The following is a 16,325-nucleotide window of genomic DNA, read 5'->3' as shown; positions in this document are numbered from 1 at the left end:
AGTCACGCGCTGCATCACAGCTTGGCGATGGACACTTCAGTCGACTTCACAAAGGCAATCACTTCGCTGCCCACCTGCAGCTCCAGCTCGCGCACGGAGCGGGTGGTGATCACCGAGGTGACGACGCCCGAGGCAGTCTGCACGTCGATTTCAGAGAGTACCGGGCCTTCGAGGATTTCTTTCACGGTGCCTTTGAACTGGTTACGGACGTTGATCGCTTTGATGGTCATGGCTTGATTCCTTCTCTTTGGCTTCAGTGCGCCCAACGCAGTTGCGTGGGCAAAGGGGCTACAGGGTCCGGTTCGGGCGGAGTACCCGGGACCGACAGAACACGGTTGAGCACTTCGCTTTCCAGCGCGGCCAGGCGGTGCGAACCACGCGCCCTTGGCCTGGCCAGGTCAACGGTAAGGTCGAGGCCGACTTCGCCGTCTTCGATCAGGATTACCCGATCCGCGACAGCTACCGCCTCATTGACGTCGTGGGTCACCAGCAGCACGGTAAAGCCGTGCTGACGCCACAGGCGTTCGATCAGTTGCTGCATCTCGATGCGGGTCAGTGCATCCAGCGCGCCCAGCGGCTCATCCAGCAGCAGCAGGCGCGGTTGGTGGATCAGGGCCCGGGCCAGGGCCACACGCTGCTTCTGGCCACCGGACAACGCCGCCGGCCATTCGTTGGCGCGATCAGCCAGGCCGACCGCCTCCAGCGCATCCAGGGCGCGCTGGCGCCAGTTGCCGCTGAGCCCCAGGCCAACGTTGTCGATCACCTTCTTCCAGGGCAGCAGGCGCGCCTCCTGGAACATCAGCCGGGTTTCCTCGCGGGCTTCGCTCAGCGGAGCGGCTCCGGCCAGCAACTGTCCGGAAGTCGGCTGGTCGAGCCCGGCCAACAAGCGCAGCAAGGTGCTCTTGCCGCAACCGCTGCGACCGACGATGGCCACGAACTGCCCGGCCGGGATATGCAGGTCGATACCTTTCAACACTTCCCGCTGGCCGAAGGCCTTGCGCAGGCCGTTGGCGGCCAGCGGGATACCACGCAGCAGGCGTGGAGGCTGTTCTTTGAGCACGGTCATGCGCCCTCCTTCTTCGCCACCTGGTAGGCCGGGTGCCAGCGCAGCCACACCCGCTCCAGGCCGCGGGCAGCAAGGTCGGCGAGCTTGCCGAGCACGGCGTACAGGACGATGGCCAGCACCACGACGTCGGTCTGCAGGAATTCACGCGCATTCATGGCCAGGTAACCGATGCCGGAGTTGGCCGAGATGGTCTCGGCGACGATCAGCGTCAGCCACATGAAGCCCAGGGCGAAGCGCACACCGACCAGGATCGATGGCAGTGCACCGGGCAGGATCACCTGACGGAACAGGCCGAAGCCGGACAAGCCGTAGCTGCGTGCCATCTCCACCAGTGCCGGGTCGACATTGCGGATGCCGTGGTAGGTGTTCAGGTAGATCGGGAACAGTGTGCCCAGCGCGACCAGGAAGATCTTCGCCGACTCATCGATACCGAACCACAGGATCACCAGGGGGATCAGCGCCAGGTGCGGCACGTTGCGGATCATCTGCACCGAGCTGTCGAGCAGGCGTTCGCCCCAGTTCGACAGGCCGGTGATGAAGCCCAGCACCAGGCCGATGCTGCCGCCAATCACGAAGCCCAGCCCGGCCCGCCAGCCGCTGATGGCCAGGTGGGTCCAGATTTCACCGCTGCGCACCAGCTCGACACCCGCACTGACCACCGCGCTCGGCGCAGGCAGGATACGGGTCGACAGCCAGCCGGCGCTGACCGCCAGCTGCCAGGCCGCCAGAAGCAGCACCGGCAGTGCCCACGGGGCCAGGCGCTGGCTCAGAGTGGTGGAAGTTTTACGACTCATGGCCCGGCCCTCAGCTCTGCGCGACGGACTTGGGCAAGATGTCGTTGGCGACCATTTCACCGAACGGGCTCACGTAACCACCCGCCTTGGCCTGTTCCGGGCGTTGCACATCGAGGTGCGGGAACAGCAGTTCGGCAACCCGATACGACTCTTCCAGGTGTGGGTAACCGGAGAAGATGAAGGTATCGATGCCCAGCTCGGCGTATTCCTTGACCCGTGCTGCCACGGTCGGGCCATCGCCGACCAGCGCGGTACCGGCACCGCCACGCACCAAGCCGACACCGGCCCAGAGGTTGGGGCTGACCTCCAGATTGTCACGGTTGCCCTTGTGCAAGGCCGCCATGCGCTGCTGGCCGACCGAGTCGAAACGGGCCAGCGAGGCCTGGGCACGGGCGATGGTGTCGTCGTCCAGGTGCGAGATCAGCTTGTCTGCGGCAGCCCAGGCTTCTTCGTTGGTTTCACGCACGATCACATGCAAGCGGATGCCAAAGCGGACTTCGCGGCCCTGCGCAGCGGCCTTTTCACGCACCTGGGCGATTTTCTCCGCTACCGCGCTTGGCGGCTCGCCCCAGGTCAGGTACAGCTCGACCTGCTCGGCGGCGAGGTCCTGGGCGGCCTCCGAAGAGCCACCGAAGTACAGCGGCGGGCGCGGCTGCTGAATCGGCGGATAGAGCAGTTTGGCGCCCTTCACCTGGATGTGCTTGCCGTCGTAGTCGACGGTTTCGCCTTCCAGCACCTTGCGCCAGATGCGGGTGAACTCGACCGAGGCTTCGTAGCGCTCCTGGTGGTTCAGGTGCAGGCCATCGCCGGCCAGTTCATCCGGGTCGCCACCGGTCACCAGATTGAACAGCGCACGGCCGTTGGAAAGCCGATCGAGGGTAGCGGCCTGGCGGGCGGCCACGGTTGGCGAAATGATGCCCGGGCGCAGGGCCACGAGGAACTTCAGGCGCTGGGTCACCGGAATCAGCGACGCTGCCACCAGCCAGGAGTCCTCGCAGGACCGCCCGGTAGGGATCAGCACCCCTCCAAAACCGAGGCGGTCGGCGGCTTGGGCGATCTGTTGCAGGTAGCCGTGATCGACCGCGCGGGCGCCGTCGGAGGTGCCCAGGTACTTGCCGTCACCGTGGGTAGGGAGGAACCAGAAAATGTTAAGGCTCATTGGAGTTGTCTCCTCAAGGGTGGCGTAGGCCAGGGCGGCGCCCCGGCGCAGGCGGATCAATCAAGGCGCGGTGGCGACCTTGGCCGGGGGTGTCCAGATAACGTCCTTGATGCTCAGCGGCTTGGGAATCAGCTTGAGCGCCTGGAAGGTGTCGGCGATCTTCTGTTGTGCAGCCACCACTTGCGGGGTGAGCGGCTGGGCACCGTAGCCCTGGCGTTTAACCGAGGTCAGGGTGATATCGGCGGGCAGGCCAAGCAGTGGCGCGACCTGATCGGTGACTTCCTGCGGGTTGGCCTGGGACCATTGACCCACCGCGCGTACCTCGTCGATCAGGGTGCTGATCACCGCCGGGTGCTGCGTGGCGTAGTTGCGGGTAGCCAGGTAGAACTGGTGGTTGTCGACTAGGCCCTTGCCGTCACGCAGGGTGCGGGCCTGCAATTGCTGCTCGGCGGCAGCCTGGTAGGGGTCCCAGATCACCCAGGCATCGACGCTGCCGCGTTCGAAAGCGGCGCGGGCATCGGCAGGCGGCAGGTAGACGGGCTGGATGTCGCTGTAATTGAGGCCAGCATCCTGCAGGGCACGGACCAACAGATAGTGAACGTTGGAGCCTTTGTTGAGGGCGACTTTCTTGCCTTTGAGCTCCTTCACCGACTGGATCGGCGAGCCTTTCGGCACGAGGATGGCTTCGCTGTGCGGCGCGGGCGGCTCGTAGGCCACGTAGAGCAGATCGGCGCCAGCGGCCTGGGCGAATACCGGCGGCGTCTCGCCGGTGACACCGAAATCGATGGAACCGACGTTCAGCCCTTCGAGCAGTTGCGGGCCACCGGGGAACTCGGTCCACTGCACTTGCACGCCCTGCTCGGCCAGGCGCTTCTCCAGCGTGCCCTTGGCCTTGAGCAACACCAGGGTGCCGTATTTCTGATAACCGATACGCAGGCTCTCGGCCTGGGCTTGGGTGATGGCGCCGAAGGACACAGCCGCCGCAAACAGGGCGACCAGACCACGACGCAAGAAGACTGTGCGCATGGCGCTCTCCTGTGCGATTGGGGTTCGGGTTGCACCTGCTTGCCTCGTTGACGGGCGAGTAAGGTGGTGGAGCGAATGGCTCGGCCGGTCAGTGGTGTCGGCGTTGCCAGATGTTCTGTTGGTGTGACATTACCAGCCTGTTCATATATCTAGAAATCATATTTTTTCATTTGTTTATTCCATTGGTACCTATCGGCATGGCGTTTATCGCAGCCATAAAAAAGGGCCGTCGAAACGGCCCGAAAATCCCTGCTATGGCTAAGAGCAATGCAACGAGGAATTCATCAACGGTTAGGTTGCGGGGTCAGCCGCAGATAGGGTTTCACCGCCCGATAACCTTTCGGGAAGCGCTGCTTGATTTCGTCTTCGTCCTTCAGCGAAGGCACGATCACCACCTCGTCGCCGTCCTGCCAGTTACCTGGTGTAGCGACCTTGTGGTTGTCGGTGAGCTGCAGCGAGTCGATCACCCGCAGGATCTCGTTGAAGTTGCGCCCGGTACTGGCCGGATAGGTAATGGTCAGGCGCACCTTCTTGTTCGGGTCGATGACGAACAGCGAGCGCACGGTGAGGGTGTCGCTGGCGTTGGGGTGAATCAGGTCGTACAAGTCGGAGACCTTGCGGTCGGCGTCGGCGATGATCGGGAAATTGACCACGGTGTTCTGGGTCTCGTTGATATCCTCGATCCACTTGTGGTGCGACTCGACCGGGTCGACCGACAGGGCGATGGCCTTCACGCCGCGCTTGGCGAAGTCGTCCTTGAGCTTGGCGGTCAGGCCCAGCTCGGTGGTGCACACCGGCGTGAAGTCCGCCGGGTGAGAGAACAGCACACCCCAGCTGTTGCCCAGCCATTCATGGAAGCGGATCTTGCCTTCACTGGATTCCTGTTCGAAGTCCGGGGCGATGTCGCCGAGTTTGAGGCTCATGGGGTGCGGCTCCTGTGCTGTGTTCTGTCGTGTGGGTTCAATGTGCCTGCATTCGATGAGAAATAAAAAGAATAAATAATGATTTATTTATAACCTTTGAGCATACGAACGCGCGGCCATAAAAAAGCCTCGCACCAGGCGAGGCTTTCTGTGTGGCTACGGCTTACAGGAAGCTGTAAGTGTAGTTCACGATGAAGCGAGCCTGATCCTGGTCGGCGCTGGCTTCGTTGCTACCGCCACGGTAGACGCCTTGGCGCAGGCTGAAGCCCAGGCCTTTGAGGGTGCCTTGCTGAATGGTGTAGTCGACGCGTGCGTCACGTTCCCACTCGTTATAGGTGCCGTGGCCGCTCTTGTAACGAATGTCGTCACCGCGCAGGTAGGAAATCGAAGCCTTCAGGCCCGGAACGCCCAGCGAGGCGAAGTCGTAGGAGTACTGGCCGAAGTTGGTGTTCTCACCAGCACGGGCGAACTGGTTGATCATGCTGTCGGTGAACAGGTAGAAGCTGGAGCCACCGGCACCTTCAGGACGGTTGTTGCCATCGACCACGTTACCCTGGTTCAGCCAGACGAAACCGCCGTCGTCGCTGACTTGCTGACGACCCAGCATGAGCGCGTGGCCACCGAGGGTGTAGGTGAACATGGCAGACCAGGTCTTGTTGTCGATCTTGCCAGTGTTCTTGGCGTAGCCGCCGTTGTTGTTGAAGTTGTAGCCGCCGCCGTGACCGTTGTTGCCGTCGCTGCTGCTGTCGAAGTAGCGCAGGTCGGTCTTGAACGACTGGTCGTCAGCGATCTTGAAGACGTGAGTCGCGCCCAGGAAGTGCTGCTTGTAGAAGTCTTCCAGGTTCGAGTAGTAGTACTGCAGGGTCAGGTCTGGAGTGAGTTTGTAGTCCAGGCCGCCGAAGCGGAACTTGTTGCTGTCGGCAGTAGCGCCGGCAACCGACAGGCCGGTGCGGTTGCTCGAAGCACGGCCCATGGCGTGGGTCAGCTGGCCGGCGTTGACAGTCAGGTTATCGATCTCTTTCGACTGGATGGTGCCACCTTCGAAGGTCTGTGGCAGCAGACGACCATCGTTGGAAACCAGGATCGGCAGGTTTGGCGCCAGGGCGCTACCGAAGTGAACCTCGGTCTTCGAGAAGCGGGCCTTGGCGTTGGCGCCGAAGCGTGCCCACTGGTCTACGGCCGAACCGTCGCTATCACTTGGGAAGAAAGTGCCGACGTCAGGGTGGTGGCCTTTGCCGCCATCCAGGTGAATACCCCACAGGGCCTGGGCGTCTACACCGAAACCAACGGTGCCTGGCGTGAAGCCGGAGATGTAGTCGAGCTTGAAGCCCTGACCCGACTCACGGTTGTCAGCGCCGCCATCACGGTTGTCGTTGTTGAAGTACATGGTACGCGAACTGAGCGACAGCTTGCTGTCTTCGACGAAACCGGCGGCACCTGCTGCTTGGGCGAAAACCCCCACTGCCACGGCCAGAGCCAGGCTGGACTTGTACATGTTTTGCTCCTCTACGTTCTAATTCTTGTGTATCTCTGGCGGCAGGATCTGTTGCCCTGCTCAACCGTGGATGGGCGATTAGCCCCAAAGCGTGACCATTTAGTCAATCGTTTCTAAACATTTCTCGACTTTGGTCTAAGACGCCCCCTGCGCTACAGGATAATGACAATCCTATAAATCCAAAATGACCGTTTTATGAATTTGTAAGATTTTTAAGGAATATCGTAGGAACCTTTACTGCGAAAAGTTGTATCGGCGACGTCAATCATACCTTTAGGTTATTTGCAAACGTTTGCCGACCAGCAGCCGGTTCCACAGCCTTACGAAGGAAAAAAAGGTTAGCAGCGGATCAGTGTTTCGCCAGCCTCCTTTTCCAGCCGTGGCCAGCGTTAAAGCGTTTGGCTCCTAAGCTAATTCTAAAAAGTTATTTATTTTTGATTTCTTAGATCATCTAGTCTTCTCGCCATCCACTACAAGCATTGCCTGACGAGAGGTTCACCATGATCCCGCACGCTCCGCTGCGCCTGTTCGCCGCCCTGACCCTCGCCAGCACCAGCTGGTTGGCCCAGGCCGCCGACCTGACCGTTGCCTACCAGACCACCGTCGACCCGGCCAAAGTAGCCCAGGTTGATGGCAATTATGAAAAAGCCAGCAAGGCCAGCATCGACTGGCGCAAATTCGATAACGGCGCGGACGTGATCACCGCCGTGGCCAGTGGCGACGTCCAGATCGGCTACCTCGGCTCAAGCCCTCTGGCTGCCGCCGCCACCCGCAAGCTACCGGTCGAGACCTTCCTCATCGCCACCCAGATCGGTGCCGGCGAAGCCCTGGTCGCCCGTGACAGCATCAAGACCCCACAAGACCTGATCGGCAAGAAAGTCGCCGTACCGTTCGTTTCCACCGGCCATTACAGCCTGCTGGCCGCGCTGAAAAACTGGAACATCGACCCGTCCAAGGTGCAGATCCTCAACCTTGCGCCACCGGCAATCATCGCGGCCTGGAAGCGCGGCGACATCGACGCGACCTACGTCTGGGACCCGGCACTCGGTGTGGCCAAGGAAAACGGCAAGGTGCTGATCACCTCGGGCGAACTGGCCGAAAAAGGCGCACCGACATTCGATGCCTGGATCGTGCGCAAAGACTTTGCCGACAAGCACCCTGACGTGGTCAAGGCGTTCGCCAAGGTCACCCTCGACGCCTACGCCGACTATCGCAAGGACCCGAAAGCCTGGCTGGCCGACAAGGGCAACATCGACAAGCTGGCCAAGCTGTCCGGTGCCAAGCCCAGCGACATTCCGGTGCTGCTGCAAGGCAACGTCTACCCATTGGCCGCTGACCAGGCCAGCGCCCTGGGCGCGCCGACCACCAAGGCACTGACCGATACCGCCACCTTCCTCAAGCAACAAGGCAAAGTCGAAGCCGTGCTGCCGGATTACTCGCCGTACGTCAGCGACAAATTCCTTCCAAACTGATCCGGAGCCTGCCATGGCCTTGCTCGAACTGGAGCGCATCAGCGCACAGTACCCCGGCACCACCGCCCCGGTGCTGGCCGACATCAACCTGAGCCTCGGGCCACGCCAGTTGCTGGTGGCCCTGGGGCCATCCGGCAGTGGCAAGACCTCGCTGCTCAACCTGATCGCCGGCTTCGTTGCCCCGAGCGGCGGGCGCATCAGCCTCGACGGCGTGCCCGTGCAAGGCCCCGGGGCCGAGCGTGGCGTGGTGTTCCAGGATGATGCCCTGCTGCCATGGCAGAACGTGCTGGGCAACGTCGCTTTCGGCCTGGAACTGGCCGGTGTGCCGCGCGCCCAGCGTGAGGCCAAGGCCCGCGAGATGCTGGCGTTGGTCGACCTCGACGGCTTCGGCAAACGGCGCATCTGGCAGCTGTCCGGTGGCCAGAAACAGCGCGTGGGCCTGGCCCGGGCGCTGGCCGCCGACCCGCGGGTACTGCTGATGGACGAACCGTTCGGCGCCCTCGACGCCTTCACTCGCGAACAGATGCAGGAACTGCTGCTGCAAGTCTGGCAGCGCACCGCCAAACCGGTGTTCCTGATCACCCATGACATTGAGGAAGCGGTGTTCCTGGCCAGCGAACTGGTGCTGCTGGCGCCCAACCCCGGCCGCGTGGTCGAGCGCCTGCAACTGGACTTCGGCCAGCGCTACGCGACTGGCGAGTCGGCCCGGGCGATCAAGTCCGACCCACGCTTCATCGAAACCCGCGAGCATGTCCTGGCCCGCGTGTTCTCCCAACGCCAAAGCCTGCAGGAGCGTGCATGAGCAGCCTGGATCTGCCGGTCGCCGGCAAACGCGACACTCAAACCCGGCCCGCCCCCCAAGCCCGCCGCCCATTGTCCACCCGCTGGATCAGCACCCTGACCCTGGTCAGCCTGCTGCTCGCCTGGTGGCTGGTGACGGCCGCCGGCTGGATCGAGCCGCTGTTCCTGCCCTCGCCTGGCGACATCCTGGCCAAGGCCTGGACCCTGCTAACCCAAGGCTATATGGACGCCAGCCTGTGGCAGCACCTGGGCGCCAGCCTGGGCCGTATCGGCCTGGCCCTGGCCGCCGCGACCCTGACCGCCATCCCGGTCGGCATCGCCATCGGCTACAACCGTGTGGCCCGTGGCATCCTCGACCCGCTGATCGAGTTCTACCGGCCAATCCCGCCGCTGGCCTACCTGCCGCTGATCGTCATCTGGTGCGGCATCGGTGAGCTGTCCAAGGTGCTGCTGATCTACCTGGCGATCTTCGCCCCGATCGCCATCGCCACCGCCACTGGGGTGCGTACCGTCGACCCGGCCAAGCTGCGGGCGGCGCAGTCGCTGGGCGCGAGCCGGGCGCAGCTGATCCGCCACGTGATCCTGCCCAGCGCCCTGCCCGACATCCTGACCGGGATCCGCATCGGTTTAGGGGTTGGCTGGTCGACCCTGGTCGCCGCTGAGCTGATCGCCGCCACCAGCGGCCTGGGTTTCATGGTGCAGTCGGCGGCGCAGTTCCTGGTCACCGACGTGGTGGTGCTGGGCATCCTGCTGATTGCCCTGATCGCCTTCGCCCTGGAGATGGGCCTGCGCGCCCTGCAACGCAAGCTGGTGCCCTGGCACGGGCAAAGCCACTGAATTCCTGTTGACCACGCCAGCACCCTGGCGCCCGATTGAAGAGACCGACATGAGCCTGACCATTACCCCCCTCAGCCCGGCGCTCGGCGCACAGATCAGCGGCGTGGACATCAGCCGCGACATCAGCGCCGAACAACGCGATGCCATCGAGCAGGCGCTGCTCGAGCATCAGGTGCTGTTCTTCCGCGACCAGCCACTCAACCCGGAGCAACAGGCACGTTTCGCCGCCCGCTTCGGCGACCTGCATATCCACCCGATCTACCCCAATGTGCCAGAGACGCCGCAGGTGCTGATCCTCGACACGGCCGTCACCGACGTGCGTGACAACGCCGTGTGGCACACCGACGTGACCTTCCTGCCGACCCCGGCGCTGGGCGCGGTACTCAGCGCCAAACAGCTGCCGGCCTATGGCGGCGACACCTTGTGGGCCAGCGGTATTGCGGCGTTCGATGCCTTGTCGGCGCCGCTGCGCGAAATGCTCGATGGCCTGACTGCCACCCATGACTTCACCAAGTCGTTCCCCCTGGAGCGCTTTGGCACCACGGCCGACGACCTGGCGCGCTGGGAGGCGACCCGGCGCAACAACCCGCCGCTGTCGCACCCGGTGGTGCGCACGCATCCGGTAAGCGGTCGCAAGGCATTGTTCGTCAATGAAGGCTTCACCACACGCATCAATGAGCTGAGCGAGCTGGAGAGCGAGGCGCTGCTCAAACTGCTGTTCGCCCATGCGACGCGGCCGGAGTTCAGCATCCGCTGGCGTTGGCAGGAAAATGACGTGGCGTTCTGGGACAACCGGGTGACCCAGCATTTTGCGGTGGATGATTACCGGCCCAATCGGCGGGTGATGCACCGGGCGACCATCCTTGGGGATGCGCCTTTCTGAGATTTCCTGTACCGGCCTCTTCGCGGGTGAACCCGCGAAGAGGCCGGTACAGGTTATTACCTGACCAGATGCAAGAACTGCATGTGCCGTTCGTACTGGTCGAGGATGTCGTTGATGATCTGCTCCTTGCTGTAGCCCACCAGGTCGTAGTTCTGGCTGCCTTCGCTCAGGTGCACTTCGGCCCGGTAGTAACGGCGGTTCTTCAACTCCTGCGTGCCCAGCCCACCCAACGCGAACGACGGTGTGAAGTAGCCACGCATCTGCACCTGATAGATGAACGGCTGCTCTTCGCCATGGCCTACCTTCAGGCTGACGTTGTCATGGCTCGGGTCGTCCTGGGTCACCAGCACCAGGCCCTTCTGCTCGAACACCTCACGCACATCGGCAATCGCCGGGCGCACCACGTCGTCCATGAAGCGATACACCTCGTCCCGCGACGGGAAGTGCACGGCCTGGCTCAGGCGTTGGCGCCAGCCACCGCGGCCACGGCGTGACTGGGCGAAGGGTGCCAGCGAATGCATCTGCGCGATCTGCCGCTGGCCCTCCAGGTAGAAGGCCTTGTGCAGCCCCCACATCATGCACAGCAGGATCAGCGAGAACGGCAGTGAGGTCAGCACCACTGCCGACTTCAGCGAATCGATGCTGCCGGCGAACAGCAGGCCGCTGGTGATCAGCGCCGTCATCGCGCCCCAGAAGATACGCAGCCAGTTCGGCCCGTCTTCGTCAGCACCGCCGCCCTTGGCGGACAGGGTCGACAGCACCACCGTGCCGGAATCGGCCGAGGTGACGAAGAACACGAAACTGATGAACACCGTCACGGCGATGACTACCTTGCTCCACGGGTAGGTTTCCAGGAGCAGGTACAGGCTCATCGACGGGTTGTCCAATGCCGACTGGCCGAGCGCGGTCATGCCATGGTTGATCACTTGGTCCAGCGCGCTGTTGCCGAAGATCGACATCCACGCCAGGGTGAAGCCCAGCGGAATCAGCAACACGCCGAAGACGAATTCACGGATGGTGCGGCCACGCGAGATGCGCGCAATGAACAAGCCCACGAACGGTGCCCAGGCAATCCACCAGGCCCAGTAGAACACCGTCCAGCCACCCAGCCAGTCACGTTGCTCACCGTAGGCATACACATCGAAGCTCTTGCGCGGCAAGGCGCCGAGGTAATCGCCCAGGTTCTGGATCAGGGTATTGAACAGATGCTGGGTAGGCCCGGCGAACAGCACGAACAGCAGCAGCGCGCAGGCCAGGAACAGGTTGATGTCGCTCATCACCCGCACGCCCTTTTCCACCCCCGCCACCGCGACCGCCACTGCCGCGCCCATCATCAGCGCGATCAGGATCACCTGCACCCATTGGCTATGGCTGATGCCGAACAGGTAGTCGAGGCCGGCGTTCAGGTGCAGCACACCAAAACCCATGTCTGCGCCCAGGCCGAATACCGTGGCGATGATGCCGAAACCATCCACGGCATAGCCGATCGGGCCGTTGATGCGCTTGCCGATCAACGGATACAGCGCCGAACGCAAGGCCAGCGGCAGGTTGTGCCGGTAGGCGAAGTAGGCCAGCGCCATGCCGACGAAGGCAAACACACCCCAGCCATGCAGGCCCCAGTGCAGGAACAGGATTTCCATCGCCTGGCGCCCTGCCTCGGCCGTGCCGCCTTCGCCCTGGGGCGGGGTCAGCATGTGGGTCAGCGGTTCGGAGACACAGAAGAAGAACAGCGTGATGCTGATACCGGCGGCGAACAGCATGCCGGCCCAGGACAGGTAACTGAACTCGGGTTCGTCATGGTCGGCACCGAGCTTGATCTTGCCGTAGCCAGACAAGGCGGTGACCACCACGAACACCAGGTACAGGGTCATGGCCAGCATGTAGTACCAGCCGACCGTGTTGGCCGCCCAGTTCTGCGCCGCCAGCAACCACTCGCCGGCCGCCTGCGGGAAGGCTATGACCACCAGCCCGAAGAGGAGAATGAATGTTGCCGCGAAGTAGAACACCGGCGGGTTCATGCGGATCTTGCCGGAGGCAAGGGATGGGGACGGTGCACTCATGAGACAGGCACCTCGTCGATCGACGTGAGGTTCGGAATGAACGGGTTCAGCAAAGGAATCCTCCTGTTGAACACCGGCAGCGGACCAGCGTTTTTCATTGAACAAGCGTTCAAGTTAAACATGGATCGGCTTTCAAAGCGAACCGGGGCGCCGATTGGTGCCCTCCTGCAATGGCCTCTTCGCGGGTAAACCCGCTCCGACAGGGACCGCACCACACTAGGCGTTACGCTATCTCTGTAGGAGCGGCTTCAGCCGCGAAAGGGCCGGCACAGGCTAAGCAAAACTCAATTCTTGTCCTGGCAATCCAGCTGCAGGTTGGCTTGGGTGATGTTGCTTTCGGCCGGCACGCTGCGCGTCAGCCACACGTTGCCGCCAATGGTCGAGCCCTTGCCGATGGTAATCCGCCCCAGGATCGTCGCCCCGGCATAGATCACCACGTCGTCCTCGACGATCGGATGGCGAGCCAGCCCCTTGTGCAGCGTCCCCGATTCATCGCTCGGGAAGCGCTTGGCGCCCAGGGTCACGGCCTGATAGATACGCACCCGCTCACCTATGATCGCGGTCTCGCCAATCACCACACCGGTACCATGGTCGATGAAGAAGCTCTGGCCGATCTGCGCACCGGGGTGAATGTCGATGCCCGTGGCCGAATGCGCCAGCTCCGAACTGATCCGCGCCAGCAGCGGCAAACCGGCCTGGTAAAGGTGGTGGGCCAGACGGTGATGGATGATCGCCAGGATCCCCGGATAGCACAGCAGTACCTCGTCCACACTGCGCGCGGCCGGGTCGCCGTGATAAGCCGCCAGCACATCGGTATCGAGCAGCACGCGCAGCCCCGGCAGGGCCGCCGCGAAATCCTGGATCAGGCGCAGGGCCTGGGCATCGACGCCCTCCAGTTCCGTCTTGCTCTGGCGGGCGGCGTAACGCAGTTCCAGCCGCGCCTGGGCCAGCAACGCGGTCAGCGCCGCGTCGAGGGTATGGCCAACGTAGAAATCCTCGCTCTCTTCGCGCAGGTCGACCGGGCCCAGGCGCATCGGGAACAGCGCCCCGCACAGCTGTTCCAGGATCTGCCGCATGGCCTCGCGCGACGGCAGCTCGCGCCCGCCCTGCTCGCCGCTGCTGCGGCCGTTGCGGCTACGCCATTGTTCGCGGGCGCCGCGCAAGCCACTGACGATGCTCTGCAGTTGCCAGTGCCCAGATGATGGTTGTTCGCTCACGGTGTTCTCCTGCCCAGGGTGGCCAATCTGTCGTTATGCAATCCACTCTACGGCAATCCGCCTCTTGGAAAAAACAACGCTTTATTCCATCCTGCGCTAAGTCAGGCATAAGCCGCGATGACGGTGCCTGCATCCTGGCCTACCCTCAAAGCAGCCAAAACCCGGCACAGATCAAAAATGGATATAACAAAATAAGTTTTTATTATTTCCTGACCTATAAAGCCAACTCTATAGTCGCCACCCACTACTTCCACAACAAGCGCGGGGCCATGCCATGTCGAAATTTGCCAAACCGCTTCTCAACGCCAGCCTGGCCATCCTGCTGGGTGCCGGCCTGCTCAGCCATGCCTTCGCCGGCGAGCAGCTGAAGACCATCAAGGACAAAGGCGTGATCAACGTCGGCCTTGAGGGTACCTACCCACCGTTCAGCTTCCAGGATGAAAACGGCAAGCTGACCGGCTTCGAGGTCGAGCTGTCCGAACTGCTGGCCAAGGAGCTGGGGGTCAAGGCCAAGATCCAGCCGACCAAGTGGGACGGCATCCTCGCCGCGCTGGAGTCCAAGCGCCTGGACGTGGTGGTCAACCAGGTGACCATCTCCGAGGAGCGCAAGAAGAAATACGACTTCTCCGAGCCTTACACCATCTCCGGCATTCAGGCGCTGATCCTGAAGAAGAAGGCCGAGCAGCTGAACATCAAGAGCGCGCAGGACCTGGCCGGCAAGAAAGTCGGTGTCGGCCTGGGTACCAACTACGAGCAATGGGTGAAGCAGGACGTGCCAAAGGCAGACGTGCGCACCTATGAAGACGACCCGAGCAAGTTCGCCGACCTGCGCAACGGCCGCATCGACGCCATCCTGATCGACCGCCTGGCAGCGCTGGAGTACGCCCAGAAGGCCAAAGACACCCAACTGGCTGGCGACGCCTTCTCGCGCCTGGAAAGCGGCGTAGCGCTGCGCAAGGGCGAGCCTGAGCTGCTGGAGGCGATCAACAAGGCCATCGACAAGCTCAAGGCCGACGGCACGCTGGCCAATCTGTCCGAGAAATACTTCGGTGCCGATGTCACCAAATGATCGCTGAAAGCCTGCAACTCGTCGCCGACTCCACGCCCTTCTTGCTGAAGGGCGCGGGTTACACGGTGCTGCTCAGTGTGGGCGGCATGTTCTTCGGCCTGGTGCTGGGCTTTGCCCTGGCGCTGATGCGGCTGTCGAAGATCTTGCCGCTGAACTGGCTGGCACGCATCTACGTGTCGTTTTTCCGTGGCACGCCGCTGCTGGTGCAGCTGTTCGTGATCTACTTCGGCATGCCGCAGATCGGCATCGAGCTCGACCCTATCCCGGCCTCGCTGATCGGCCTGTCACTGAACATGGCGGCTTACATCTGCGAAATCCTGCGTGCGGCGATCTCCTCGATCGACCGTGGCCAGTGGGAAGCCGCGGCCAGCATCGGCATGACCCGCACCCAGGCCATGCGCCGGGCGATCCTGCCCCAGGCACTGCGCACCGCGCTGCCACCACTGGGCAACAGCTTCATCTCGCTGGTCAAGGACACCGCGCTGGCCGCGACCATCCAGGTGCCCGAGCTGTTCCGCCAGGCCCAGCTGATTACCGCGCGCACCTTCGAAGTATTCACCATGTACCTGGCCGTTGCAGTGATCTACTGGATCCTCTGCAGCATCCTCGCGCACTTCCAGAACCGCATGGAAGCGCGGGTCAACCAGCACGACCAGGAGCAATGAAATGATCGTCGCCAAAGGCCTGACCAAGCAGTTCAAGGGCCAGACCGTGCTCAACGGCATCGACCTGACCGTGCAACCCGGTGAAGTGGTGGCCATCATCGGCCCCAGCGGCTCGGGCAAGACCACCTTCCTGCGTTGCCTCAACCTGCTGGAAACCCCGGATGCCGGGCAGATCCAGATCGGCGACATCAGCATCGATGCCAACCGCCCGCTCGGCGGCCAGCAGAGTGCGATCCGCCGCCTGCGCCAGCAAGCTGGCTTCGTGTTCCAGAACTTCAACCTGTTCCCCCACCGCACTGCGCTGGAGAACGTCATCGAAGGCCCGGTGATCGTCAAGAAGACCTCTCGCCAACAGGCCATCGACCTGGGACGACGGTTGCTGGCCAAGGTCGGCCTGGCGGGCAAGGAAGACGCCTATCCAAGGCGCCTTTCCGGTGGCCAGCAGCAGCGCGTGGCCATTGCCCGTGCGCTGGCCATGGAGCCTGAAGTGATCCTGTTCGACGAGCCCACCTCGGCCCTCGACCCGGAACTGGTCGGCGAGGTGCTGGCGACCATCCGCGGCCTGGCCGAGGAGAAGCGCACGATGATCATCGTCACCCACGAGATGAGCTTTGCCAGGGATGTGGCGAACCGGGTGATCTTCTTCGACAAGGGCGTGATCGTGGAACAGGGCGAGGCCAAGGCGCTGTTTGCCAGCCCGAAGGAAGAGCGCACCCGGCAGTTCCTGCGCAAGTTCCTCGGGACTGCTGCCTCCGAGTAAACCTCACCGGCCCTTTCGCTGGGCAAGCCCGCTCCTACAGGGACTGCGATTCCTTTGTAGGAGCGGGCTTGCCCCGCGAAGAGGCCGGCACGTCCAAT

Annotated in this window: 16 protein-coding genes; 7 read left to right on the top strand and 9 right to left on the bottom strand. The window is 62.8% G+C overall.

The window, feature by feature from the left end; all coding sequences use genetic code 11:
• Window positions 1-14: 14 nt before the first annotated feature.
• The 7 genes from ACQKPS_RS05960 to ACQKPS_RS05930 all read right to left on the bottom strand — a co-directional run bounded on the left by ACQKPS_RS05960 (window position 15) and on the right by ACQKPS_RS05930 (window position 6,463).
• Window positions 15-230 carry a TOBE domain-containing protein gene (locus ACQKPS_RS05960; RefSeq protein WP_027595183.1) on the bottom strand — a complete coding sequence of 72 codons (216 nt, stop codon included), beginning with the start codon at window positions 228-230 and terminating at the stop codon, window positions 15-17.
• Between the two features lie 23 nt (window positions 231-253).
• Window positions 254-1,066: an aliphatic sulfonates ABC transporter ATP-binding protein gene (gene ssuB, locus ACQKPS_RS05955; protein ID WP_176509126.1), complete on the bottom strand. Its 813-nt coding sequence runs from the start codon at window positions 1,064-1,066 to the stop codon at window positions 254-256.
• Complete coding sequence (gene ssuC / locus ACQKPS_RS05950; protein WP_254482079.1) at window positions 1,063-1,860, bottom strand: aliphatic sulfonate ABC transporter permease SsuC; 798 nt, start codon at window positions 1,858-1,860, stop codon at window positions 1,063-1,065. Before ssuC ends, ssuB begins: the two co-directional genes overlap by 4 nt.
• A gap of 10 nt (window positions 1,861-1,870) precedes the next feature.
• Window positions 1,871-3,019, bottom strand: coding sequence for an FMNH2-dependent alkanesulfonate monooxygenase (gene ssuD / locus ACQKPS_RS05945; RefSeq protein WP_054885920.1), 1,149 nt, complete (start codon window positions 3,017-3,019; stop codon window positions 1,871-1,873).
• Between the two features lie 60 nt (window positions 3,020-3,079).
• On the bottom strand, window positions 3,080-4,045 hold the full coding sequence (locus tag ACQKPS_RS05940) for a sulfonate ABC transporter substrate-binding protein (RefSeq protein ID WP_254482081.1): 966 nt from the start codon (window positions 4,043-4,045) through the stop codon (window positions 3,080-3,082).
• A 284-nt stretch (window positions 4,046-4,329) separates the two neighbouring features.
• Complete coding sequence (locus ACQKPS_RS05935; RefSeq protein WP_054885922.1) at window positions 4,330-4,968, bottom strand: peroxiredoxin; 639 nt, start codon at window positions 4,966-4,968, stop codon at window positions 4,330-4,332.
• Window positions 4,969-5,131: 163 nt separating this feature from the next.
• The gene (locus ACQKPS_RS05930; RefSeq protein WP_254482090.1) at window positions 5,132-6,463 is read right to left on the bottom strand and encodes an OprD family outer membrane porin; all 1,332 of its coding nucleotides are present in this window, start codon (window positions 6,461-6,463) and stop codon (window positions 5,132-5,134) included.
• Between the two features lie 500 nt (window positions 6,464-6,963).
• On the opposite strand from ACQKPS_RS05930, the gene tauA reads away from it, so the two are divergent.
• From tauA to tauD, 4 genes are read left to right on the top strand one after another with little or no spacing between them, the layout of a single operon-like run.
• Window positions 6,964-7,935, top strand: a complete 972-nt coding sequence (gene tauA / locus ACQKPS_RS05925) for a taurine ABC transporter substrate-binding protein (RefSeq protein ID WP_427603142.1) — start codon at window positions 6,964-6,966, stop codon at window positions 7,933-7,935.
• A 13-nt stretch (window positions 7,936-7,948) separates the two neighbouring features.
• A complete protein-coding gene (gene tauB, locus ACQKPS_RS05920; protein ID WP_427603140.1) occupies window positions 7,949-8,737 on the top strand; it encodes a taurine ABC transporter ATP-binding subunit in 789 nt (262 codons plus the stop codon).
• Entirely contained in the window at window positions 8,734-9,573 is an 840-nt protein-coding gene (gene tauC, locus ACQKPS_RS05915) for a taurine ABC transporter permease TauC (RefSeq protein WP_427603138.1), read from the top strand. Before tauB ends, tauC begins: the two co-directional genes overlap by 4 nt.
• 49 nt (window positions 9,574-9,622) lie before the next feature.
• A complete protein-coding gene (tauD, locus tag ACQKPS_RS05910) occupies window positions 9,623-10,456 on the top strand; it encodes a taurine dioxygenase (protein WP_254482126.1) in 834 nt (277 codons plus the stop codon).
• A gap of 56 nt (window positions 10,457-10,512) precedes the next feature.
• On the opposite strand, the gene betT is transcribed toward tauD, so the two are convergent.
• Together betT and epsC are read right to left on the bottom strand one after the other, a co-directional pair.
• The gene (gene betT / locus ACQKPS_RS05905; protein WP_178075555.1) at window positions 10,513-12,474 is read right to left on the bottom strand and encodes a choline transporter BetT; all 1,962 of its coding nucleotides are present in this window, start codon (window positions 12,472-12,474) and stop codon (window positions 10,513-10,515) included.
• Window positions 12,475-12,800: 326 nt separating this feature from the next.
• Window positions 12,801-13,733, bottom strand: a complete 933-nt coding sequence (gene epsC, locus ACQKPS_RS05900) for a serine O-acetyltransferase EpsC (protein ID WP_427603136.1) — start codon at window positions 13,731-13,733, stop codon at window positions 12,801-12,803.
• A 274-nt stretch (window positions 13,734-14,007) separates the two neighbouring features.
• Between epsC and tcyJ the strand changes: the two genes are divergently transcribed.
• Genes tcyJ through tcyN form a run of 3 tightly spaced genes read left to right on the top strand, consistent with a single transcriptional unit; the run spans window position 14,008 to window position 16,227 of the window.
• Window positions 14,008-14,802, top strand: coding sequence for a cystine ABC transporter substrate-binding protein (gene tcyJ / locus ACQKPS_RS05895; protein WP_427603134.1), 795 nt, complete (start codon window positions 14,008-14,010; stop codon window positions 14,800-14,802).
• Window positions 14,799-15,467, top strand: coding sequence for a cystine ABC transporter permease (tcyL, locus tag ACQKPS_RS05890; protein ID WP_060507574.1), 669 nt, complete (start codon window positions 14,799-14,801; stop codon window positions 15,465-15,467). The genes tcyJ and tcyL overlap by 4 nt, the downstream gene beginning before the upstream one ends.
• Before the next feature lies 1 nt (window position 15,468).
• Window positions 15,469-16,227 (top strand): L-cystine ABC transporter ATP-binding protein TcyN, encoded by a 759-nt coding sequence (tcyN, locus tag ACQKPS_RS05885; protein ID WP_254482143.1) that lies wholly within the window; start codon window positions 15,469-15,471, stop codon window positions 16,225-16,227.
• Window positions 16,228-16,325 lie beyond the last annotated feature (98 nt).

Source organism: Pseudomonas sp. NPDC086566 (assembly GCF_050280885.1).
In the GTDB taxonomy this organism is placed as follows: Bacteria; Pseudomonadota; Gammaproteobacteria; order Pseudomonadales; family Pseudomonadaceae; genus Aquipseudomonas; species Aquipseudomonas vlassakiae.
The sequence above is the reverse complement of the archived record's forward strand: the minus strand, read 5'-3'. Positions and strand labels throughout refer to the sequence as shown.